Below are 22,911 nucleotides of genomic sequence, written 5' to 3' on the forward strand. Positions count from 1 at the left end.
TAATGAAATTTGCATCACGCAATCATGTAAAGGTTGATGAAGAGAACCCATACTGGATCTCTTTTTCAGATCTAATGTCGGCACTGTTGGTAATTTTTATTTTGGCGGCTGTGGCGCTAATTATAGAGCTTACTCAACGGACACAAGATATTGATGCTGGCATTGAAGAACTAAAAAAGGCGGAACAAGCAAGACAAGATATTTTGAATGAAGTTAGGGAAGAGTTGGCGAAACAAAATATTAAGGTGGAAATTGCGGATAATGAGACAGTAATTCGTATCCCTGAAGAAACACTTTCTTTTAAATCAGGCGAAGATCAAATCCCAGAAAATATGGTTACTTCAGTTAAAAGTATTGGTGCTGTTCTTCATACTGCGATTATGAAAAATGATCGCTTTAACTATTTAGATACAGTGTTTGTTGAAGGTCATACAGACAGTGTCCCAATTAAATTTGGTAAATACTGGACTAAAGGTAACTGGGGATTAAGTGCTGATAGAGCTATAACAGTATGGAAGTTATGGAGTGAGGAATTGGCTTTAGAACCAAACTTGAATGAGTTGTTAAATCACTCTGAAGAGAAGCTATTTTCAGTAAGTGGATATGCGGCAACTAGACGAGTCGAATTAGATGAGTCAACACCAGAACTGAGGGCTAAAAATCGACGGATTGACATTAGGTTTACTGTTAAACGACCTTCAATAGAAGATCTCGAAAAGATAAAGCCTAATTACGGCAAACATTAAGTGGTGTTGTAAATGAGAATAAATTTAAAAAAGCTCAGATTTACACTACCAGAAAAGCCTTTTGGTAATAACGCTAACGTGATGCTAGAGCTGGTTAATGGACTAAGACAAATTACAAAGAAAGCTGGTACTGATAGCGACAGCTTTAAGGCTGCTTGGGCAAAGATTTATAATGCAATTCAGACGAATAAAAATATTGAATATACGATTGAAAATAAATTAGATATTCGTGCATTTGGCTTTGCTCTAAACACAAAAATTGGAAAACAAATCCAGCTTACAAATTCTATTTTGGATAAAATCAACTCGATTACAGATAAGCCAAGTTCTTTGTTTTTAGAAAGCTTTTATCAGTATTATTTAAGCTGCTTTAGCATGTTAAATGATGTGGCATATGTCTCAGACTGGTTGGTCGAGGCTCGAAAGAAGCGTAAGCAGGCAAAATGGTTTGATGAAAATTTACTTTCTCCAAATGGCCCCAAATGGTTAGCACAACAAGCAATAGAGAAAAATAAAGATTTTGATTTTATTGTTAAAGAGTTCGAACTAGATCAGTTTCAGTCTGGTCAGTTTATGGAACAGGCTCAAAGAATTTACTATGTCGAGCAACTTAATAATATTCCAGCGAATAAACCACACGAACTTCTTAACGAAGTTCAAAAACAAGAAGTTTATGAATCCAACTTTGATAGTTCAGAACTATTGGGGCATAAAGTCCTAAAAATTCTTATAGAAAGAGCACCACCGCATGATATCCATGAATCTTGGCTCAATACCATTATGTCAATAGCAGGTGATCCTAGAGTGCCAGTTAGTCACCCTAGATTTAGGAAGTGGTGGAGTCATGTTTCAAAAGACATGGCTGCCAAGGTAAAAGGTTGGTTGTCAGGGCTTGACTTAAGGCTTTTCTTAGAAGCATTAGAAGACTTTTCATATTCATCATACGACCCAGACATGGAGAGAATGTTTCCGTCACGGAAAAAGTTTTTGGAGGGTCTTTATGATAAAAAACTGATTAAAAATACCAAGCTTTACATGTGTAGAAGCATGGCTCGCTTTTTAAAAACGAAATACAAAGAAGAGCATTTGCCTGATTTCTCACTAGTAGATGATGGAGAAAAATCTATTATCTATGTGGATTTAGGCACAGCTCATATGATTGAAGGAAGTCACCAATGCCAATTATGGATCTATCGCTCCTTACATGAGTCAGCCCCTGTACTCCAATATGATAAACAAAGGCAATCGTATCGGGGATTAACCGTTGGCTTAAACAATAAGATGTCATCATTAGGGCATGGAGCATACGACCATTTCAACCATACACCTCAGAATTTTAGTTGGCAGAGAAAAGCCGTTGAAACTTTAAGGCGACTGCGAGTTCCGATAATGATGAAAGACGTTTTACCCGCAGATGATTATCGTGTTTATGTTCGAAGATTTGGAGCAGAATAGTGGCACTTTCAGATTTAATTAATAAATTTTTTAAAAATGCAGATCGATCTGTTTCATTTAACTTTCTTCCAGATGAGCTTGATGGGGCTTACTTTTCTTTAGAGAAAAAAGAGTTTGAAAACGTAAAAAATGGAACAGCTAATGAATGGCTAATACAGCAGTATGTAACCTTGAAGATGTTAGAAGAGCAAGGTGAAGCTGAGAGCATACCTAATGGCTTCATCGTACCTGCAAATGTTTTGTGTCGTTTAGATGATTATGTTCGAGAATCTTTATCATTACCTTCGCATTGGGATGGTGTTATTTATTCCGATATTAAAGGGAACACGAGTAGATCTAATTTTAATATCGAGCTTGCGGTATCAGATCCTGACGGCAGGACTACTCATAGTTATTCCATCGAAGGCCCGATCATAAAGTTTGGAGAATCTTCGCAATATCTGCTAACTCAAGCGCAACTAATTGCTTTTGAAGCCAAAAAGAAACATGAAACTTCTGATAAAACAGAGTTTGATAATTTAACTTTGCTGCATAACTTGCAATTAAGTCAGAAACAAAACGCCAATTTACAACTACAGCATTTTGACAAGCTAAAAATACATACCCCAGAGAAAATAGCTGTTGAAGCTGAGGTTGATGCCTTTGGTAATTTGATACTAACGCCCTACATGGGTCAAGATTCAAGCCATGAAGATATGCAGAAAGTATTGGGGCAAATCGTAGCTCCCAATGCTAATACAATAAAAGTTGGTGACGAAATTATTTTGTTCACTGAAGAAAAAATCAAAGCCGTAAAAGAAGTTTTGGATAATAGGGTTGTACCTAAAAGTAAGGTTAAAGAGTTTTTGCAAAACCCAACCGCTTTTATAGATGCATCATTGGTGGATTTAGATCTTGGATTTTCGTTGCGAGTTCATGGGGCTACAACATTTAAACATGCTTATTTTGGTGAAACAGATGACTCTGGAGTTGATTGGTTTGGTAAATCAGCTTCACTAGAACAAGTGCTGCCTATATCGAAAATAGGTCCACTGGTAAGCGATACACCATCATTAGAAAAAGTAAAAAAAGTAATTGATGATGCAGTTAGCACTGGAGCTAATGAAATCGAGTTTGAAGGCAAATTTTTTGATATTTCTGACTCTGGCAATGTAAGTAAAACTCTCGATGAAATTGAGAAAAAAATACACTCTGGTAGTGATGAAGCAGAAGTTGATAAAGGTTTAGATCCAGATAGTGAGAAAGAGCCAATAGAATCTGAAGAAACAATAGTTGTAGACATTGATCTTAATGATGAAGAACTATCAGAAAATTCACCTATAGTTTCAGAGAAAATTAATGATGTATGCAGAACGGGTGAACTAGATTGGGGCAATTATTTAAGAAATCCATATAAGCATCAAGATATAGGAGTTCGGTGGATTCTTGGCTTATTGGATCAAAGTCATGAAAATAGTGCTATCAGTGGCTCTTTGCTTGCTGATGACATGGGTTTAGGAAAAACATTCATGGCACTTTCTGCTGTAGAACACTACTACAGAGAAGTAAGTCAAATTAATGAAACTCAGAAACCGACCTTGATTGTTGCTCCTTTGAGTTTGCTAGAAAACTGGAAAGATGAGGTTGAAAAAACCTTTAAAACATCACCGTTTAGAGACATTGTAATTCTTCAGTCGGATGGAGAATTAAATCGGTTTAGAAATGGTGGCGTTGAAATTAGATCAAACTCGATAGATGAGGAAGGATTTGAACCAAGATATTCATTAAATATTGGTAAAGAGAGCACTGACAGGCTTGATATGCCGGGCCGATTGGTTATTACAACATATCAAACGTTAAGAGATTATCAATTTTCTCTTTGTCTTATTGACTGGGGGTTAGTAATTTTTGATGAAGCTCAAAATATTAAAAATCCTAATGCCCTAGCTACAAGAGCTGCCAAGGGGCTTAAAGCTCAATTCAAGTTAGTGGCAACAGGCACACCAGTTGAAAATAGTTTAGCGGATTTTTGGTGTCTAATGGATACTGCCTGTCCTCAATATTTAGGAAGCTATCAAGATTTTAGATCGAAATATATTTCACCAATATTACAGGCTGCCAGTGATGAAGTTGAAGATATAAGAAATAGAGTGGGTAGAGAACTAAGGATTAAAGTAGGAGCTATAATGCTTCGTAGGATCAAGGAAGACAACTTAGATGGGCTGCCTGAAAAGCGCATGTATGTTGGGATTGAAAATACTGACTGGAAATACTTGCCAGAATTAGGTAAGACAATGACTGGTTATCAATTAAAGGTCTATGATGGTGCTATAGAGTCGATTGAAGAGTCTGAGTCTAATCATGTATTGAGCACACTACAAAGACTTAGAAGTAGTTCATTGCATCCGCGACTAGCGGATGGGGGTAGTTTAAATTGCCCTAAATCTAATAAAGAACTAGACGAAATACTATTTGAATCTGAGAAGTTAAAAAGCTTACTAAAGTTATTAGATTTAATTAAAGCTAAAAATGAAAAGTGTATTATTTTTGCGGTAAACAAACGTCTTCAAACTTTCTTAAGTATCGCCTTAGGCAGAAAATATGGGCTAGGCCCTCTTTCAATCATAAATGGTGATGCCAAAGCTGTTTCCAAAAAAGCTTCCACTCCTACTCGCAAAACAATGATTGCTGATTTTGAGGCAAAAGACGGATTTAATATTATTGTAATGTCTCCTGTTGCAGCAGGAGTTGGCTTGACTGTAGTTGGGGCTAATAATGTGGTTCATTTTGAGCGTCACTGGAATCCAGCAAAAGAAGCCCAAGCTACTGATCGAGTATATAGAATTGGGCAGAAAAAAGACGTTAACATATATGTCCCAGTGCTCCTTCACCCTGAAATGGAGTCTTTCGATGTTAATCTGCATAAATTACTTACTAAGAAAACTCAACTCAAAGATGCTGTTGTTACGCCAGAAGAAGTAATTCCAATGCCGGGAGGTATTGGCGGTGCTAAGGGCTTTAGTGATGAGCAGATAATAGATTCCGAGGATATTAAAAAATTAAGTTGGCAACAATTTGAGGCTTTAACTGTTGAAGTTATGAGTAAAGAGTTAGTAGCAGAAAGTGTTTGGCTTGCAAGTAATGGTGCGGATAAAGGCTCAGATGGGATATTGATTGCAAATAATGAAATGGTACTGATTCAAGCAAAACACACTACTAGAGGCCGATATGATGGCTACAAAGCTGTGCAAGAAATTTTTGCAGCCAAACCAATTTACGAGCATCAAATCGGCAAAAGTTGTTCAAAATTACTCTTCATAACCAATGCTACTATGCTTTCTTCAAGAACTAGAGAAGTTGCAAAGCAATGTGGTGTTGAAGTTATCAACGGTACTAAGTTGTCTCAGTTAGTTGAGAAGTATCAGATTACATTTAAACAGATTTTAATACGTTTAGATAAGAAAAGGATGAAAGTATGACAGAGAAAAGCATTACTACAGGATTTAAAAGGAATTTACATGGATAAAACATATCGATTATTTATCAGCCACTCTTGGGCTTACAGTGATGGATACACAAAAGTCATAGACCTCATTCAAAAACAGGGAATTAAGTTCTTTGACCACTCTGTGCCAAAAAACGACCCAATACATACAAATGGTTCAGACTGGCAGTTAAAACAAGCTATAGAAAACAAGATGAAAGGAACAAGCTGTATCATCATTATGGCTGGAGTTTATTCAACGTATAGCAAATGGATAAACAAAGAGATTGAGATAGCAAAAGCATATGGTAAATCAATAATAGCTATTGAACCTTGGGCTTCAACAAGAACGTCATCTGTTGTGAAAAACAATGCTGACATAATAGTTAAATGGCAAGGTGCTTCCATTGCAAGAGCTATAAGGATATACGGCTAATGAGAAAGGCGTTGATAGTTGGGGTTGATTACTACCAAAACGCGAACTCGTTGTTTGGGTGTGTTAATGATGCTTACTCTGTCAAATCAGTATTAGAGCGACACAGTGATGGCTCTATAAACTTCGGGGTCAACCTGATGGTTGCAAATGGCCCTGATAGCGCCATTTCAAAAAGAGATTTAAAAGACAATATTCAAAAGCTCTTTGCCGATGACTGTGATGTAGCGCTATTTTACTTTTCAGGTCATGGCTATATCGAAAGTACAGGTGGTTACTTAGTGACTTCTGACTGTAATGATGGGGATGACGGGTTATCTCTGAATGAACTACTAACAATTGCAAACTCATCAAAAGCCAGAAGCAAAGTAATTATATTGGATAGTTGCCACTCAGGAATTGCTGGGAATGGAATAGTTTCAAGTGAACAAGCCTTGCTTAGCGAGGGTGTTACAATTCTTACTGCTTCTAGTGCTGAACAGTATGCATTAGAAGAAAATGGTAGTGGCGTATTTACAAGCCTGTTTGTAGATGCTTTAAGTGGTGGAGCTTCCAATTTGGTTGGCGAAATAACTCCCGGCAGTATTTACGCACATATTGATCAGTCGCTAGGTCCTTGGGAGCAAAGACCGATTTTTAAGACAAATGTTAGAAGTTTTACAACACTCAGAACTGTGCAACCTCCTATACCACTATCAGACTTAAAACAGATAACAGAATTGTTTCCTGAACCCGGCTATGAATTTCCACTAGACCCGTCCTTCGAACCTGAAAGTGAATCGCCTCTTGAAGATAACACTGAAAGGTTCGCGATTTTGCAAAAATTCAACAGAATCAATCTTGTTGTCCCTGTTGGTGCAGAACATATGTATTTCGCTGCAATGGAATCCAAAGCGTGTAAGTTAACTGTTTTAGGCGCTCATTACTGGAGCCTTGTTAAAAAGGAGAGAATATGAATATATGGGAGCTAGATAAACTTTATTTGTTTATATTGTTCGTTGTGCCGGGATTTATAGCACTAAAAACATATGAGTTATGCTTTCCAAATATTCAGAAAGACTCATCAAAGCAGCTCATCGATGCCGTAACATATAGCTGTGTTAACTATGCTTTTATGTTCATATTCATACGTTGGGTTGAGATGAGCGAAATGCAAACACAGTCTCCCAACCTGTATGTATTGTTTTATTTCTTTGTGATTTTTATTTCGCCAATATTATTGGTACTTAGTTGGCGAAAGGTTCGCTCAACAAACTTAGTACAAAGTAAAGCACCGCACCCTACGGGGAAACCGTGGGATTATGTGTTTTCACAGAGAGAACCTTATTGGGTAAAAGTGACTTTAAAAGATGGACAAATATTAGGTGGACTCTATTCAAGCAAGTCATTTGCATCTAGTAACCCAGAACCAGAACAAATTTACCTTGAGCAAACTTGGGTGTTGGATAAAGATGGTGCATTTGAAAGAGCAAAAAATGATACAGCAGGGATCTTGATTTTATCTGCTGAAATTTCGCATGTAGAACTGAGGAAAGTAAAATATGACTAAACAAAGAGCAAACAATGGGTATCAACCTCCCAAAGTTCAAGAAAAAGGTTATCAACCCTCTAGACCCGGCAGCGATGGGAAACCTCAAGGCGGTTACTCACCAAGCTCCACAGGTGATAACCCCACCAATGTTCCCACTCCACCCGGTAAAGAGTAGTTTGTGAATAGGCAGTTATTGCCTAGTAGCAAAAGCTGTCATACTGTGCGAAAATAAAAAATGCACAGGATGCTTGATGAAGTTGGATTTTAAAATATAACGTACTGTGCAAAAATTAGGGGTTGCAAAACCGCTGGGTTTGAACTTTAATCAAATTCAATGTTTTGTGTTACTTGCTTTAGTTGCACAAATCACCGGCCACAAACCGGGTAAGGCGTATCATAAAATAGCGAATGCGCATATTTATGAAAACCAACTTGAGTTGATGCGTGATGTGCAGCTTAAGCGTGAGCCATTCGCGTCGCCAGAATTAAAAATAAACCCAAATATTAAATCACTAGAAGACATTGAAACCTGGGTTACAAAAGACGATTTTGAAGTAGTAGGTTATCAGTGTCACGATGCAATTAAGTATCCGTTTTCAGTTTAAGAACAATAAAATTTAAGGAGAAATCAATGAAAGCAGTGATCCCAGTTGCTGGTCTTGGCACGCGTATGTTACCTGCAACAAAAGCAATCCCTAAAGAAATGCTTCCTATTGTTGACCGCCCGTTGATTCAGTACGTTGTAAATGAAGCAATTTCAGCAGGAATTAAAGAAATTGTTCTAGTAACGCATTCAAGTAAAAACTCAATTGAAAACCACTTTGATACCAGTTTTGAGTTAGAAGCAACGCTTGAAAAGCGTGTTAAACGTCAGTTACTCGCAGAAGTACAATCAATCTGCCCGAAAGATGTAACAATTATTCATGTTCGCCAAGGTGAAGCGAAAGGCCTTGGTCATGCGATTAACTGTGCTGCACCTATCATAGGTGATGAACCGTTTGTTGTTATCTTACCGGATGTGATCATCGATGATGTAGCAAGTGACCTTAAAAAAGATAACTTAGCTGAAATGATCCAGCGTTTTGAAACCACCGGCGAGAGCCAAATTATGGTTGAGCCTGTGCCGCAAAACGAAGTAGACAAGTTCGGTGTTGTCGACTTAGGTGATGTAAAAATCAATCAAGGTGAAAGCGCAGCTATTTTAAATATGGTTGAAAAGCCTCCAGTTGATCAAGCACCATCAAATCTTGCTGTTGTGGGTCGCTATGTATTGAGCAAAAATATTTGGCCATTACTTGCAAAAACCCCAGCCGGTGCAGGCGATGAAATCCAATTAACAGATGCCATTGCCATGCTCATGGAAAAAGAGATTGTTGATGCTTACTCAATGAAGGGTAAAAGCCATGATTGCGGTAGCAAAATTGGTTATTTAAAAGCCATCGTTGAGTTTGCACTGCGTCGTGATGAATTCAAAGGTGAGCTTACAGACTTCATAAAGTCGCTGGTTAAATAAGCAATTCAAATTACCTAGTTGAAAATTATGTAAAAAAAGTGTCTATATGGCACTTTTTTGTTATTTACATGTTCCTCCCAATTGTCGATTATTACCCAATAAAGGATTTTTCTGATATACCTAAGTCTTAACGCATTGTTAAGATTAAAGATCAGTGAGATGCTTATTTACCCCTGTAGGATAGTTAAACTCAGCTATACTTATAAAAATACCTATGTAAAGACGGATTTTTATTGCTTTAGGTTGTCTAATATGAAAACTTAAGTATTAGGGTGTCATTAAGTTTTTATTGCAGTTAGTTAAGCATTGTACTGAAAATATTATAATAACAAATAATGTGTTAGAGTTTTCTTATGCAATGCCGTAAATCACTTTTATGGTTTTTGTATAGGTAAGTGCTAACAGATAGACTTCTTTAAAAAGAAGCAAATTTTTAATGGTACGTTTAAGAATCCTACTTATGAAATATTGCTCAAAACCTTTGCGTTACAGTATATACCTGTTGGTGTTATTGACTGTGTCTGGTTGCAGTAATAAGGCATTTCCTGATATCTCTTTTAACAAGCTTCCTGTTTTCAATGTTGTTCAGTACCTTAGCGATGTAACGCTAATGCCAAACTCACTTTTGTTGGCGCAAACCCAAAGTGAACCTGTCAGTACAGTGTTAGATCAGGCTGATACTTCTCAAGCACTATCAAGCGACTCTAAAGACTCTGTTAAACCTGACTATGCATTTGCTTTGCAATTAGCGTCTGTTAATACGGAACAAGATCTAGCTTATACATTAAAGAAAATGGCTAAACGAGCACCCAGCATTTTTCAAGGAAAGCCGATACTTAATGTTGAAGTCGCTGATGTAAATGAGCATACCTACTATCGACTTAAGTTTGGTGGCTATAAGTATTTGAAAAACGCGAAAGCTGATTGTGAAGCGATTAAACGACAAGGCATTGATTGCTGGGTAAGTAACTACACTGACAACCGAATTTATTTTTAGCGTCAAATATTCACTCTAAAGATGGCATTTTTATTGCTAAGATTTAAGTCTGTTTTTTAGAATTGACGTCACCATGCATTTTTCTATTTTCTCGAAATATCTATTTATAACCATCTGCTTAACTGCTCTAACAGCATGTATGATGAGCCAAGAGCAAACCCAGCCAGCTTACACTGAGCAGCAAGTACAGCAATTTGCTGCCGAGTGGCAAAATAAACAACCTAGTATTGAACGTCTTGCGTTGATGGAAAAAGACCTTGCGTTGTTAATCGAAGTGCTTTCAGCCAATAGCGATTTAACCGCACAACCATCACAATTTGAGCCACAAAATGATGTGATTATTCATCAAAGCGAACAAACGCAAGTACAGCAAGCATCATCCACAGACTCACTTGAGGCGATTATTGCAGCAAATAAAGCGGCTGAAGCGGGCGTGCAATTAGGTTTATATTTAACGCCGAAAAAAGTTAGTCATCAGGTCTTAAAGCTTAAACGTGATTATCCTGCTGTTTTAAATGACCTTGATTTTCGTTTTAAAACACGAGAGCAAAAAGGCGTAACCTTGTATGGATTGAGGGCTGGTCCATTTGCAAATTATACTCAGGCTACTGCATTTTGTGAGATAGCCAAAAGAATGGGGCAAACCTGTGTGACGGCACCATTTATTGGAGAGATGCTTTAAGCATCTTTCCTCTTAAAAATTAGGTAATTAATCTTAAAGTATTTGTTCTAGAGGTCGATAAAGCTTAAGATACAGAAAAATGGCTTAGCCATTTAATTATAAGGACTTAATATGAAATTACCTCTTTCTCTAATTGCATGCTCATTAGCATTTTCTGCTTTTTCTTCTTATGCCACTACTGAATCTTTCAGTGCAACAGTAAAGGTTCAAAACTCAGTTGTTTTAACAAAAGGAAATGATCTAAATTTTGGTACTATTCGTGCCGTAGCCGATCCTTTAGGTGTTGCGCAAGCTGTTTTAACTATCAACCCAGAACCTGATGCAAGCCCTGTTTCAACAAGAACAGATGTATCTCCTGCGATTATTTCAATTATTGAGCAAGGGTCTCCTGCTTCATTTACGGTATCGGAAGCGGTGCCAAATGCGCGTTTGTCGATTACTGATCCCACTGCTAATACTTTAGCTTCTGATGGGCAAGGTTTAAATGAGCCAAACTTTATTGTTGATAGTTGGAGATATTTTATTACTTCTGGCCCAAATGCCAACGCTTACTATCTTCCTGGCAGCCCAAATTTAACAGCAGATGCTGACGGCAGTGTTGAGTTTAACATTGGTGCCAATTTATCTACCGCAAATACATCATCATCTGAGCCTTATCGTGATGTTGAGTATACAGGAACTTTTCAACTAGAAGTTGCCTATTAATTATTAGTTTGGGCAATTTATCATGCGCTTCTTGCTATTAGCCACTGTGCTATTTTCTGTTTTCTCTTTGCCTCTACAAGCAGCGAGCTCAGAGCAACAAGCGCTTGATTTTGGCACTCTGGTTATTTTAGCTAATACAAATACCAGCTCTGTAATTGTCAAAGATGATGGCAGTATCAATACACAGGGCTCTGTTTATGTACTTAAAAATGGCCGCCCAGCAGAGTTATTACTCACTGGCTTACCAGCCAGAACTCAGTTAGAGATAAAGCCACTTTCTACAGCTCAGCTAATACATGATGTAGATGGCAGTACAAGTGCTGGATTTTCTGTACGTCTAAATGGTTTTCCCAAATTTGTGATTAGCAATGAGTTCGGTGAGGCAAAAGTATTTATTGGCGGTACATTAACAACAGATCGCAGCGCTAAACCATACGCAGATGGTCATTACTCTTCTTCAACTTATTTAGAAATATCGGTCGATTACTAAGGATAGATATGTTCGCAAAACGTCTTTTATGTGGACTCTTTTTTGTTTTATTCAGTCAATACGCAACGGCAAATTTACTTATTTCACCAACGCGGGTTTCATTTGATGAGCGCCAACGTAGCGCAAAAGTCACCGTTATTAATAGCTCAGAAGAGTACCGTACATACCGCGTGGTATGGAGCGAAAAATTAGCGCTCCCCGCAGGTGGTTATCAAACATTGAGTGAGCCAGAAACCACGAGCCTTTCTCCTATGGCACGCTTATCTCCAAAGCAAATTCGCTTAGCACCGGGCGAAAGGCAAACGATTAAAATAGCAATTAGAAAGCCTAAGAATTTGGCTAAAGGGGAATATCGTTCTCATTTACTATTTCAAGCCTTACCAAATGAAGATAAAGCAGCTAAGGCTGGGCTTAAAGTAAACATGATTTTGAGTTTTAGTATTCCAGTTATATATCGTGAACAAGGTGAGCTACCAAAAGTTACATTTCAAACTGCAGAAATAGTTGAAGATTCTCTAAACAAAAAACCAAAAATTGCCGTTAAATTAACAGAAGAACAAGGTTTTAGTAGTTACGGTCGACTTAGCGCGTATGTTACTAACTCTGCAGGTAAACAAGAAAAAATCGCAGAAATCGGGAATCTAAGCTTATACCCTGAAATTGAACAAGCGACTGTATTATTAGATTTATTCTCTGGTAAACAGATGCCAAAACAAGGGAACATTGAGCTTAAATATCAAGGTGCCGATGAGTATGAAGGCGTCGATTTTGGCTCATATTCATTGCCTATTCGACATTAGGGATTAATGCGAAAAAATTTATGAATCGCTTATTTGCGTTAGGGCTTATGCTATTAAGCCCTATTAGCTTTGCTAATTCGACTGTGAGTACAGAGGATGTACTAGCTAGACTCAATGCCATAAAGGCTAAGCTAAATGGCGAACAGCTTCATGCTCCACAATCAAAGCATACACCTGCTGTCAATCATTCTGCAGACACCTTAGACACCCAGCAGCGAATTGCGACTGGGGAGTTTTTGCTATTTTCAATTTATTTAAATGAAAATTATTTAGGTGAGGTTTTTGCCCTTAAGTCTGATCAAGACATATTGCTGGGGCTTTCAGGGCTAGTTGATATCTTACAATTAGCAATCAATGTCGATTTATCGGCCGAGAGGGCAGAAGGTTGGTTCATCAACACAAATAAAACATTTCAATTAACAGCTCAAAAAGAGCTGATTACAGATAACAAAAAGTGGCAGCTTACTGAGCAACAAATTAGTGTTGACGATGATATTTATATTGAGGCAGCAGTACTTGCAGAGGCTTTAGAATTTAAGCACCGCTCTGACTACGCAAGCTTAGAGCTACATATTGAAACTGAGTCTGTTTATCCAGTTGTCGCCCAAGCGCAGCGTCATAAAAAACAACTGCAAAGCTATAGTACTCAAAAACAAGCAACCTTACCTTGGAAACCAAGCCCATATCAGGCCTTATCTGTCCCTGTGGCTGACTTACAATTGAATTATACCCAAGATAATGATGGCAGTCAGGCTAGTTACTCATTACTTGGCTCGCAAGATTTTGCATATTTAACGATGGAATACTTTTTATCGGGTCGTGAAAGTGATTTATTGAATAACTCAAGGCTAACTTTCTCCAAGCAAGATGTGAATAATCAATTGTTAGGTCCACTTGCTGCAAGTCTTATTGAAGTAGGTGATGTCACAGCTACGCAAGTTGGCAGCCGTTATAACAACCAATACGGTCGCGGGGTTAAAATTTCGAATTATCAACTAGGGCAAGCTATTGATAATAATCGGGTGAATCTAACTGGTGCAGTACAGCCAGGTTGGGATGTTGAATTATATCGTAATGGCATTTTAATTGATCAGCAGCTGAGCTTGACTGATGGTCGCTATGTTTTTGCTGATATAGATTTACTGTTTGGTGAAAACAGCTTTGAGTTGATCTTTTATGGCCCACAAGGACAAGTAGAGCGAAAAACTGAATATTACTACATTGATGGCACGCAGCTTGAGCAAGGGGAAGCTGTTTATGAGCTATCTGTTTCAGAGCAAGGTGAGCAGTTACTTGGCAGCAGTAACTACAGTGCCAACAAGGGCTGGGTTGCTGCAGGGCGATACCAATATGGTGTGAGTGATAACATTGCCATGTATTCAGGCTTCATGGCGCAAAAACGAGAGCAAAATGAGCTATATCATGTTGCTCTAGGAACGAACCTTAGCTTGTTAGACAGGTTTTTGGTTAATCTGGAATATGAAGAAAATAATCAACAACAAAGAGAATTTGAATTAACTACAAGAACTAAATTGGCTGATCAGTCTTTGCTATTCAGCGCAACGAACCGTACTGATAATCAAAATGGTCGAGATATAACGCTGAAAAGCTATCAGTTTGATATGTCTGGTGAGCTGATGAAAAATGATTTTGGGCGGCTTAATTATCAGAACAACTTTCTGATTCAACATGCACAAAGTGGTGATTTAAAGCAAATTTATAACCGTTTAAATTACAGCTATGCAAACGTCTCTATAAATAATTTATTGCAGTGGCAAGACTTAAGTGTTGGGCAAGAAAGTGTTGATGGTACGACGCGTTTACAAACACGCCTAGGTAGAGTGTATAGTCGATTTGGGGTTAATTATCGACTCTCTCCGGTTAGTGAAATAGTGAGTTATGAAGCTGAGTTTAGCAGAAGTTTAGGCCCAAGCTTACAAACAGAACTAACGTTAAGGGATTCTCTAGATTACGATGTTCAGTCTGCCGAATTAGGATTAACGTGGCAAAATGACAGGATTAACTTAAGCAGTAATGTTAATTACGACAGCAATGATCAATGGCAGATTCGCTTAAATAGTCGATTTAGTTTTGGCTTTGATAGTCAATATAATCAGCCATTTATGAGTAATCGAACATTGACCAATACTGGTAGTTTGATGGTTAATGTGTTTTTAGATGAAAATGATAATGGCCTTAAAGACTACAATGAAAAGGGCTTGGCGGGTGTTAAAGTAAAAGGCTTACAAAATTATCGCCAAGCTATTACCGATGAACAAGGTATTGCGATTCTTTCAGCTATGCCAGCTAATCGCACAACAGATATAGTGCTAGATCGTGACAGTTTTGCTGACCCTTTTATGATCCCCGCCCACGATGGTTTCTCCATAACACCACGAGCAGGTTTTGTTGAGTACATGGATTACCCAGTAAATAATGCCAGCGAAATAGAAGGTACTGTTTATCAGCAAACAGAGCAAGGCTCTAATGTTCAACCTTATGCCCAAATTACTTTAGTGGATGAACAAGGTAATGATGTAGCTACTACGCAAGCGGCTTATGATGGCTATTACTTGTTTACTGATATTAAACCCGGTAAGTATAAGGCGGTAGTTGATAAGCAATACCAAGAGCAAAAATCACTGACCAGTGCTCAAACACACAAAATAAAATTATCGCCTAAAGGTGATGTGCTGGTGGGGGTTGATATTACTTTGCGGCCACTCGAAAAGCGCCAGGGATATTTAGCGAGTATTGGCAAGTTTAATTCACTGAAAATTTTAAAGGTGTATTACTCATTGGTGAAGCAGCGTTTGTTACAGCAAGGGTTACATAACGCTTTTTATATACACGATAAAGCAAATGCACACTACACGCTTGCGATTGGCTTTGACCCACAGTCTGCAAACAAGCTTGAGCAGCAATGTGTGCAGCTAATATCACAAGCAATTAAATGCCATGTAACAGAGCAGCATGTTCAACACTAGCAAGGAGCAAATTATGGTTTTTACGACTTTTCAAAATCTGAAGAAAGTATGGCTAGTCTTACTGGTTACTCCTATCATTGGTTGCCAAAGCATGTCAAAGCCACAAGTGAGTGAAGAAAACTTAGTAAAAATTAGCCAGCAAGAGCTTATAGAGCTGAGGCAGTCGCATCAACAATTCCAAGCGATGAAGCCAAAGCTTGAGCGCTTGCTGACAATAGAAAGTGAGTTAACCTTACTCACTGAACAACTTACTTTGCTAAATGCGCAGCAAACTGAGCCTGAAAAGACTAAAAAGTCATCTGTAACCGCACCTCAGTTTATAGCTGAGCCTTCAGCCAAATTTGCACTACAACTTGCTTCCGTAACAGAATTACCTAGACTAACAGCTCGCCTTGCTGAAATTAAAAAACAAGCGCCGGCGCTATTTAATGGCCAGTTTATTGCTAATGTAGAGTCAGTAACAGTGAATGGCAGCACTTTTCATCGTTTGAAAATTGGTGCATATCAACAAAAGCAGCAAGCAGCTAATGATTGTAAAAAGTTAGCATCAGTCGGGGTGGCATGCTTGGTATCACATTATGTACAGAATCCGCTTGATTTATCCCATCAACAATAATACTTAGGCATAATTATTGCTTTGTACTTACTAAATTTAGTGAGGATGGCAATTATGCGCCTGTTATTTTATTCAGTTTTTTTAGTGTTGGTGGGTTGTAGCTTAACTGAAGAGCCACAAAAAACGCCCCCTAGAGAAACCCCAAAATCGCCGATGGCACCTTATACGGTGCATCAATACGTTGCTGATTTAAGTAGTCAGCTGAGCCGTATTCAAGGCCCTTACAAAGGCAATGCACGTATTGCTGTGACCAGTTTTTATATGGCTGATGGCTTAGGTACTGATTTAGCTGAAGATCAGGGCAGTGGCTTGAGTCAGCAAATTCAAGAAAGTTTATTAACGCAATTTACTCAGCTTGGTTTTCATACCATTGAGTATCGATTAGAAAATACTTTAAATTTGCAGCAATCGGCCGATAGTGTACTTAGTCGTGATGTAAATACCTTACGTCAACGTCAGAATATTGACTTTGTTATTACCGGCACACTGACGCGGCAACAACATGCCTACATAGTAAATGCCCGATTAGTGAATACCAAAGATCTGCGAATTGTGTCAGCAGCAAGCACTGAGATCCCTATCAATGTAATGTGGGGCGCTGAAAAAGTTCAGCAACGTGATGGCCAGTTGTATCGAAGCGAATATTAAGAGGAACTCATTTAATGAAACGTTTAATTTTAACTTTATGTTTGCCGTTTGGCTTTGGTTGCTCGTCAATGTTAACTGGTGATGCAACACAACACGAAAATGATCCTCAGTTAGCTGCGCAAAGAGAAGTTGCCGCGCCGCATAGTAATGACAGTGTGTTTCAAACCAATCAGGCGGTAATGAATAACAGCACTTTTACAGCAGCCCCAACGCGTAAAAATATCAATCACTATGTACGTGGTATCATGCAGGATTTAGTTGAAAACTTGCAATATGTTAGTGATAACACACCAGTTGCTGTTTCAAGCTTTGTGTACCTTGATGCAGATTACAACTCAACAAATTTGCTGGGTAATCAAATTGCCGAAAGTTTTATTCATGAACTTCATGCGTTTGGTGTGCCTGTCATTGATTTTAAAACCACGGATTATATGCGTGTCACGCCAACTGGTGATTATGTTTTCAGTCGTGATTATTTAGAGCTTAGCCAAGACCAAAACTTCAATTATGTATTGGCAGGTACTTTGGTTAATCATCAAAGTGGTGTGCTCGTGAATGCGCGTATTGTTGGTTTAGCAAGCAAAGCAGTTGTAGGGTCAGCGCAAGGTTTTATCCCGCAATCAGTGGTTGATGCCCTTGATAGTACCAACCGCAGTGATGGCATTACACTTAAACAAGCAAGTGAGTAAGCTATGAAAGGTTTTGTCTTAGCATCGTTAACGCTCGCACTATCTGGCTGCCAATTGTTGCCAGAGCAATCAGCAGAGCCGCAAAATACAGCTCAAAATATGCCTGCATCAGCAAATACTCAAGTCGATTACGTTGCTATGCTACAAGCGCTTGAGCAAAAAGATATGCAGCAAGATAACGCTAACCATCGTTTATTTGTGCCTTATCAACATCATAAAACCGTTGTTAATTATGTCGAGCAAATGGCCCTTGAATTAGTGGATACCATGCAACAAGAAAGCGAGTTAGGAATAGCCATTACTAGCTTTGTTGATTTAGATGCGAGCCTAAAAAATAGTTCTCAACTTGGTAATCAACTCTCTGAAACAATGATGCACCAGCTGCAAAAATTTGGTTTTGGCGTTGTTGATTTTAAAGCGATGGATATCATTAGTGTGACCTCACGTGGTGATTTTGTGATGTCGCGTGATGTAGAAGAGTTGGCAGAGCGTCGCATCGCGAGCCATGTTCTTACTGGCACGCTTATATATCGCCCAAATGGTGTTGAAGTGAATGCTCGAGTAATTAATTTAAACTCAAAGCTGGTTATTGCCAGCGCACAAAAAGTGATCCCTTATTTTGTGCTAAAGAATGAATCAATCAAATCAGCAACGGCTAGCATTAACTAGCCTAATTACTTTGCCAATCGACTTACTAACAAGTCGATTGGTTTATTCTCTTGATTACCAAAGCCTTAGACCGTTATAATTTTAGCTACAAGCTACAAGCTACAAGCTACAAGCTACAAGCTACAAGCTACAAGCTACAAGCTTTACCTCAGCTTTTGAGTGGCCTCTTAGTTAAATGGATATAACGGCCCCCTCCTAAGGGGCAGTTACAGGTTCGATTCCTGTAGGGGCTACCAATAATGAAATCAACAATCTAAGTTGATTGACTTTGCAGCAACATAGTTCATAACATTGCTTGAACCTTCATAGGTGAACCACCAGAATTTATTGAAGAAATTACTCAGTCATAGTTGAAGGCGCTTGAAGAAATCAACTATGGCTGAGTGATAGAACAGATTAAATACTTAATTAAACATGTTAGCCTTGTAGGCCTTATACATGTCTTTTTTATCACCAATTAATTGAAGTAAATCAAAATTGATAAAAACGCTATTGTCATTCTTACCTCGGTGAGTAAATCCAAAGCTATAGGCATTATCAACATGAAACATTAAACCTGTACCCACATCACTGGTTTCAGCAATATCTTGATAAGTACTGACTATTGATACCCCCATCTTGTATTTCCATAAATTCACACCGAACCATTCAACAGCTAATGCAACTTCATCCTGATCACCATCAGGTAAATTACCAATGCGTTCATACACAATAGATGGGTGTAATAAAAAATACTGGGCAGTTGGAGGGCCTGATAATCCTTTTCCTTCGAACAAATCATCCGAAAGTTTCGTTGTTAACCAAACATCTAAAGGTGTTTGATACCGAGCTTCCTCGATGAATAAGTTCCAATCCGCTTGCATATTTCTGAGTAAGTCAGCGTTAGTCGTTAAAATGTTATCCTTCACCAATGAAACAAAAGGGTTCACTGCATCACTTATAAAGCGAAAATTCTCTAAACAGCCGTTACTGCTCTTAATGACTGTCTTACACTGGTCATTTAAAGCCTTATCAAGAGAAATTGAAGGCCGGTTAATCGTATGATACTTAGTGACAAATACCTGCCACTGATTACCTCCATCAACGTCTAATGTTGATTGTATAAACCCAAGGTAGTTTGGATTATTGTAATGCTTATTCACTAACGAAGCCCAAACATCAACAGTATCATGCATAAAGTTAAACTCATTTCCCTTGAACATTTGTCCAAAGCTTGCTTTTGTCATTGAGGTAAATTCATTAACCGCTTTAGCAACTTCCTTTTTCTCGGTATCTGTTATCTGAAGAACATTTCGACAAACTTGAATACCAACAGACTTAGCAAGTTCGTTATATTCTTTCAATTGAGGTAAGGGTGTAGGCCCATCAGCAAAAAAAGATTCAGAACATGGGATATACTCAGGTTCATCACTCGCTAATGTTAAATTGGGCAACATTAGAAAACTTATTAGTAAAAAAGCTAATTTTTTCATTGTTCAATCCTTGAATTATTCTGTTTCTTTTATGCTTTCAGCTAATTTTTTAAACTCATTAGCCACATTAAAGAACACCTTTAACGCCTTAACTTTATCGGTAATGGTTGCATCTTCTAACTCAAAAGCAGTTAATTTAAGTTGTTCAAACGTCTCTTTAAGTTCATCAAATTTGTCGGTAATCGAAGACTTTGCATGTTCAGCAACATAAGCCTCATAGGCATCATCATAAATCAATTCCTGACAAATCGTACCTAACATCGAACGTGCAACAGCTGGCGCAAGCACATACTCTGTCAAATCATGAGTATTGATTTTTCTTACAGTCCCTAAACGCAGCAATCCCCCATTTACAGTAGGGCGCTTGTAGGTTTTACACCAGGTAAAGGGATCATATGCGTTACGAACGCTATACAATAAATGGCAAGCAGCACTTCCATCAGAGTTCACAATCGATCGGTTCGGATCATCCACCTCACTAAGCAAATGAACCAACCGACTTACATTGGCCAATAGATAAATAGAATCAAGGGCAAGTAAGTTGGTAGGCAAATTGGGAATATCCCGTCTTAATGGTTCATCTGGGTCATACAATTCCGCTAACGTGTCATGTAGCACTGCGGTACCGAGACTATGTGCAACAACGTGTACTTTTCTGGCATGTTTATTGGCAATTTTGAGAATCTGAATCAACAGGTATGCCAAGTCGACTCGAACCTTTTCACCCCAATACGTTTCACCGTAATATAAGACATCCATCCAGTGCGTATAAAATGCTTTATCTTCATCAAAACCGGAGAGAGTGTTGATGAGTTTAGATGCGAGTTTAGCACCTAAGCCATGCCCACGCAGAAATTGAATGTGAGTGACAAGACTGTCCCCATGTGATCCATCTTTTTTACGTAATTGGTCAAAGAACTCACTGTAATTGAACTCCACCAGGTTAAGGCTTTTTGAGAAATCAAAATTCTCAATACCCATCCCCTTTGCAGCCACATTAAGTGCATCTTTCACTTCATTTTTAGTGGCTCCATTCTCATGGGTTCCCATACCATGTATGATAATCACAAAATCATTGGAAAGATTAAAATCCGATTCCTTCAGTTTTACTGGTTTTTCCATAACTCTATCCTTTTCAATAGTTCCTATCCCATCCAACAGCTAAGCTTTGTTTCATGCTACGTGGGATAATTTTAATATTAGATTGTTTTTTGAGCAATGCATAAAGTTCAATCTCATTTTTTAATGACAATTGACTCCTTACATTAAATTGCGGCGGGCTATATCTTTGGTTTAATAGCAGTTGTGGCTTGTTATTTAAAAGTAAAAAAAACAGTGCAACAGATAGCAGAATGAACTTTTTTGAACAAAATCAAGTCTGATCCCAGCGCCATTATATGATTTAGTAAACGTTAAAATGTATCCAGAGTTTGAACAGGATCTAGCTATGAGTATATGAGATGAGTTTGACCCTGATGCAATTAATGCCTATCAGTTAGTTGACTTTGCAGATGAAAATGGAATTTCAAATAAGTTACTACAAAGCCATCTAACTAAAATAGCGACAAGTATTAAAAATAATTTACAACAGGCAATATCGCTTGTTGATAGCCCTTCAGAATCACAAGTGTCATATCTAAAGCATTACTTTGATATAGTTAATACACGTTGTGATCACTTTCTTGAACAGGCAAATGTAATCCCTGATATCGAACTATAGTTTATAGCTTAGAAATTAACGTTTGATTGTTAATTTCTAAGCTGCAGAGTTATTACTCGTTTTTAAACTAAATTAACCCGTTACTTTTTCAAGCTCGCCTGTGCGCCATGGTTCAATGATGATTTTGATATGGTCGTTTGGTTTAAATAAGGTATCAAATGCACCTTGTACGCCGTCTATGCCGACTTTACCAGTACGCATTTTTTGCCATGCAATTTTGCCTGACGCGATGTTCTCAAGTGATTTTGCAAACTCTTCTGGCTGGTAGTAATAAGAGAAAATAAGGTCGAGCTCTTTCACTGTGGCATAGGCAAAGTTAACGTTTAGCGGCGCGGTATGTACACCAGTTACAATGATTTTTGCTTTTGCTGGTGCACGTAAAATGTAGTCGTTCAATAAGCGGCTTACACCGGCACATTCAAAAATAACGACCTTGTTGTTACCCGCAAGCGCTGCGGCTGTAGCAACTTCATCATCCGCCATAGGGTTAACATATTCTGTGGCGCCAAATTCAAGGGCAATTTGTTTTTTGCTCTCTTGTGGATCAGAGGCAACGATGTGTTTTACGCCTTGAAGCTTTAACGCGGCAATCGCGGCAAGGCCAATTGGGCCACAGCCAACCACAATGGCAACATCATCATTATTCATTTGTGCGCGGTTCACTGCATGCAGGCCAACAGCAAGTGGTTCTGTAATGGCTGCCGCTTCTGATGGAACAGCATCAGGGATAGGTAATAGCAAGGCTTCATCAACAATAAAGTATTCAGAATAGGCACCATATAGTCCTGGGGTTACACCTACGCCAGCGCCGCCAGCAGAAAGTAAAATAGGCACTGAGGTTACACGGGTGCCTTTAGCTAATTCGCCTTTAGTATTTGGACCGTAGCTAACAATTTCTGCCGCGTACTCATGGCCTAATAACACTTCTTGGTCATCGCCTGCATCTTTAGCCATGATGCCAAGGTTTTTATATATATCGAATACATCGCTGGTGTGGCGGGTAATATGAATATCAGAACCGCAAATGCCGCAAGCTAGGCTTTTTACCAGTACTTGGCCGGGTCCAGGTGTAGGAATATCAATTTGTTTTACATGCAGCTTGCCATTTTGCATGGCAACAGAATTCATTTGGCTCATATGTGTGTCCTCAATTCACCTTATTTGTGAATTATTAGACTAAAGTAAAGCGCCTGCCTTAATCTTGACTTTTTACGACAAAAACACAGCTTATTACGACATGTCTGTTTATAAACTGCTCATTGTGGAATATTTCAAGTAAAAACCCTCAAAGTGAT

The 22,911-nt window shown here is 38.4% G+C and carries 20 protein-coding genes, 1 tRNA gene and 1 pseudogene; 19 read left to right on the top strand and 3 right to left on the bottom strand.

Annotation, left to right across the window (positions count from 1 at the left end; translation table 11 throughout):
* The first annotated feature begins 2 nt into the window (after positions 1 to 2).
* From J8Z28_RS05010 to J8Z28_RS05100, 19 genes and pseudogenes are all read left to right on the top strand, one after another.
* Positions 3 to 746 (top strand): OmpA/MotB family protein, encoded by a 744-nt coding sequence (locus tag J8Z28_RS05010; RefSeq protein WP_250660011.1) that lies wholly within the window; start codon positions 3 to 5, stop codon positions 744 to 746.
* Positions 747 to 758: 12 nt separating this feature from the next.
* Entirely contained in the window at positions 759 to 2,201 is a 1,443-nt protein-coding gene (locus tag J8Z28_RS05015) for an EH signature domain-containing protein (RefSeq protein ID WP_250660012.1), read from the top strand.
* Positions 2,201 to 5,659, top strand: a complete 3,459-nt coding sequence (locus tag J8Z28_RS05020; RefSeq protein WP_250660013.1) for an SNF2-related protein — start codon at positions 2,201 to 2,203, stop codon at positions 5,657 to 5,659. Before J8Z28_RS05015 ends, J8Z28_RS05020 begins: the two co-directional genes overlap by 1 nt.
* A 39-nt stretch (positions 5,660 to 5,698) precedes the next feature.
* On the top strand, positions 5,699 to 6,100 hold the full coding sequence (locus J8Z28_RS05025; RefSeq protein ID WP_250660014.1) for a TIR domain-containing protein: 402 nt from the start codon (positions 5,699 to 5,701) through the stop codon (positions 6,098 to 6,100).
* Positions 6,100 to 7,053, top strand: a complete 954-nt coding sequence (locus tag J8Z28_RS05030; RefSeq protein WP_250660015.1) for a caspase family protein — start codon at positions 6,100 to 6,102, stop codon at positions 7,051 to 7,053. The genes J8Z28_RS05025 and J8Z28_RS05030 overlap by 1 nt, the downstream gene beginning before the upstream one ends.
* Positions 7,050 to 7,646 carry a DUF6338 family protein gene (locus J8Z28_RS05035; protein WP_250660016.1) on the top strand — a complete coding sequence of 199 codons (597 nt, stop codon included), beginning with the start codon at positions 7,050 to 7,052 and terminating at the stop codon, positions 7,644 to 7,646. Before J8Z28_RS05030 ends, J8Z28_RS05035 begins: the two co-directional genes overlap by 4 nt.
* 287 nt (positions 7,647 to 7,933) lie before the next feature.
* Positions 7,934 to 8,233: pseudogene (locus J8Z28_RS05040) on the top strand (thymidylate synthase); the annotation flags it as partial.
* Positions 8,234 to 8,259: 26 nt separating this feature from the next.
* Positions 8,260 to 9,141: a UTP--glucose-1-phosphate uridylyltransferase GalU gene (galU, locus tag J8Z28_RS05045; protein ID WP_054562235.1), complete on the top strand. Its 882-nt coding sequence runs from the start codon at positions 8,260 to 8,262 to the stop codon at positions 9,139 to 9,141.
* A 460-nt stretch (positions 9,142 to 9,601) separates the two neighbouring features.
* Positions 9,602 to 10,138 (top strand): SPOR domain-containing protein, encoded by a 537-nt coding sequence (locus J8Z28_RS05050; RefSeq protein ID WP_250660017.1) that lies wholly within the window; start codon positions 9,602 to 9,604, stop codon positions 10,136 to 10,138.
* Positions 10,139 to 10,277: 139 nt separating this feature from the next.
* Positions 10,278 to 10,820, top strand: coding sequence for an SPOR domain-containing protein (locus J8Z28_RS05055; protein ID WP_250660018.1), 543 nt, complete (start codon positions 10,278 to 10,280; stop codon positions 10,818 to 10,820).
* Between the two features lie 111 nt (positions 10,821 to 10,931).
* Positions 10,932 to 11,525 carry a DUF4402 domain-containing protein gene (locus J8Z28_RS05060; protein ID WP_250660019.1) on the top strand — a complete coding sequence of 198 codons (594 nt, stop codon included), beginning with the start codon at positions 10,932 to 10,934 and terminating at the stop codon, positions 11,523 to 11,525.
* 22 nt (positions 11,526 to 11,547) lie between these two features.
* On the top strand, positions 11,548 to 12,015 hold the full coding sequence (locus J8Z28_RS05065) for a DUF4402 domain-containing protein (protein WP_055197925.1): 468 nt from the start codon (positions 11,548 to 11,550) through the stop codon (positions 12,013 to 12,015).
* Between the two features lie 8 nt (positions 12,016 to 12,023).
* On the top strand, positions 12,024 to 12,815 hold the full coding sequence (locus J8Z28_RS05070; protein ID WP_055197927.1) for a fimbrial biogenesis chaperone: 792 nt from the start codon (positions 12,024 to 12,026) through the stop codon (positions 12,813 to 12,815).
* 20 nt (positions 12,816 to 12,835) lie between these two features.
* Positions 12,836 to 15,802, top strand: a complete 2,967-nt coding sequence (locus tag J8Z28_RS05075; RefSeq protein WP_250660020.1) for an MSCRAMM family adhesin SdrC — start codon at positions 12,836 to 12,838, stop codon at positions 15,800 to 15,802.
* A 13-nt stretch (positions 15,803 to 15,815) separates the two neighbouring features.
* Positions 15,816 to 16,418, top strand: coding sequence for an SPOR domain-containing protein (locus J8Z28_RS05080; RefSeq protein WP_250660021.1), 603 nt, complete (start codon positions 15,816 to 15,818; stop codon positions 16,416 to 16,418).
* Between the two features lie 54 nt (positions 16,419 to 16,472).
* Positions 16,473 to 17,066, top strand: a complete 594-nt coding sequence (locus J8Z28_RS05085; protein ID WP_055020737.1) for a FlgO family outer membrane protein — start codon at positions 16,473 to 16,475, stop codon at positions 17,064 to 17,066.
* Positions 17,067 to 17,080: 14 nt separating this feature from the next.
* Positions 17,081 to 17,755 (top strand): FlgO family outer membrane protein, encoded by a 675-nt coding sequence (locus tag J8Z28_RS05090; RefSeq protein ID WP_055020685.1) that lies wholly within the window; start codon positions 17,081 to 17,083, stop codon positions 17,753 to 17,755.
* Between the two features lie 3 nt (positions 17,756 to 17,758).
* Positions 17,759 to 18,424: a FlgO family outer membrane protein gene (locus J8Z28_RS05095; RefSeq protein WP_250660022.1), complete on the top strand. Its 666-nt coding sequence runs from the start codon at positions 17,759 to 17,761 to the stop codon at positions 18,422 to 18,424.
* Between the two features lie 161 nt (positions 18,425 to 18,585).
* Positions 18,586 to 18,660 (top strand) — tRNA-Arg (locus J8Z28_RS05100).
* A 168-nt stretch (positions 18,661 to 18,828) separates the two neighbouring features.
* Here J8Z28_RS05100 and J8Z28_RS05105 read toward each other — a convergent pair.
* The 3 genes from J8Z28_RS05105 to J8Z28_RS05115 form a co-directional block, all read right to left on the bottom strand.
* The gene (locus tag J8Z28_RS05105) at positions 18,829 to 19,896 is read right to left on the bottom strand and encodes a hypothetical protein (RefSeq protein ID WP_250660023.1); all 1,068 of its coding nucleotides are present in this window, start codon (positions 19,894 to 19,896) and stop codon (positions 18,829 to 18,831) included.
* A 15-nt stretch (positions 19,897 to 19,911) separates the two neighbouring features.
* Complete coding sequence (locus J8Z28_RS05110; RefSeq protein ID WP_250660024.1) at positions 19,912 to 21,018, bottom strand: hypothetical protein; 1,107 nt, start codon at positions 21,016 to 21,018, stop codon at positions 19,912 to 19,914.
* A 670-nt stretch (positions 21,019 to 21,688) separates the two neighbouring features.
* Complete coding sequence (locus J8Z28_RS05115) at positions 21,689 to 22,753, bottom strand: zinc-binding dehydrogenase (protein ID WP_250660025.1); 1,065 nt, start codon at positions 22,751 to 22,753, stop codon at positions 21,689 to 21,691.
* Between the last annotated feature and the right edge of the window lie 158 nt (positions 22,754 to 22,911).

This window comes from Pseudoalteromonas sp. SCSIO 43088 (genome assembly GCF_023650795.1).
In the GTDB taxonomy this organism is placed as follows: domain Bacteria; phylum Pseudomonadota; class Gammaproteobacteria; order Enterobacterales; family Alteromonadaceae; genus Pseudoalteromonas; species Pseudoalteromonas shioyasakiensis.

Coding starts and splice junctions, on each gene's coding strand:
- J8Z28_RS05010 (WP_250660011.1), top strand. CDS start 3: ATGAAATTTGCATCACGCAATCATGTAAAGGTTGATGAAGAGAACCCA.
- J8Z28_RS05015 (WP_250660012.1), top strand. CDS start 759: ATGAGAATAAATTTAAAAAAGCTCAGATTTACACTACCAGAAAAGCCT.
- J8Z28_RS05025 (WP_250660014.1), top strand. CDS start 5,699: ATGGATAAAACATATCGATTATTTATCAGCCACTCTTGGGCTTACAGT.
- J8Z28_RS05030 (WP_250660015.1), top strand. CDS start 6,100: ATGAGAAAGGCGTTGATAGTTGGGGTTGATTACTACCAAAACGCGAAC.
- J8Z28_RS05035 (WP_250660016.1), top strand. CDS start 7,050: ATGAATATATGGGAGCTAGATAAACTTTATTTGTTTATATTGTTCGTT.
- galU (WP_054562235.1), top strand. CDS start 8,260: ATGAAAGCAGTGATCCCAGTTGCTGGTCTTGGCACGCGTATGTTACCT.
- J8Z28_RS05050 (WP_250660017.1), top strand. CDS start 9,602: ATGAAATATTGCTCAAAACCTTTGCGTTACAGTATATACCTGTTGGTG.
- J8Z28_RS05055 (WP_250660018.1), top strand. CDS start 10,278: ATGATGAGCCAAGAGCAAACCCAGCCAGCTTACACTGAGCAGCAAGTA.
- J8Z28_RS05060 (WP_250660019.1), top strand. CDS start 10,932: ATGAAATTACCTCTTTCTCTAATTGCATGCTCATTAGCATTTTCTGCT.
- J8Z28_RS05065 (WP_055197925.1), top strand. CDS start 11,548: ATGCGCTTCTTGCTATTAGCCACTGTGCTATTTTCTGTTTTCTCTTTG.
- J8Z28_RS05070 (WP_055197927.1), top strand. CDS start 12,024: ATGTTCGCAAAACGTCTTTTATGTGGACTCTTTTTTGTTTTATTCAGT.
- J8Z28_RS05075 (WP_250660020.1), top strand. CDS start 12,836: ATGAATCGCTTATTTGCGTTAGGGCTTATGCTATTAAGCCCTATTAGC.
- J8Z28_RS05080 (WP_250660021.1), top strand. CDS start 15,816: ATGGTTTTTACGACTTTTCAAAATCTGAAGAAAGTATGGCTAGTCTTA.
- J8Z28_RS05085 (WP_055020737.1), top strand. CDS start 16,473: ATGCGCCTGTTATTTTATTCAGTTTTTTTAGTGTTGGTGGGTTGTAGC.
- J8Z28_RS05090 (WP_055020685.1), top strand. CDS start 17,081: ATGAAACGTTTAATTTTAACTTTATGTTTGCCGTTTGGCTTTGGTTGC.
- J8Z28_RS05095 (WP_250660022.1), top strand. CDS start 17,759: ATGAAAGGTTTTGTCTTAGCATCGTTAACGCTCGCACTATCTGGCTGC.
- J8Z28_RS05105 (WP_250660023.1), bottom strand. CDS start 19,896: ATGAAAAAATTAGCTTTTTTACTAATAAGTTTTCTAATGTTGCCCAAT.
- J8Z28_RS05110 (WP_250660024.1), bottom strand. CDS start 21,018: ATGGAAAAACCAGTAAAACTGAAGGAATCGGATTTTAATCTTTCCAAT.
- J8Z28_RS05115 (WP_250660025.1), bottom strand. CDS start 22,753: ATGAGCCAAATGAATTCTGTTGCCATGCAAAATGGCAAGCTGCATGTA.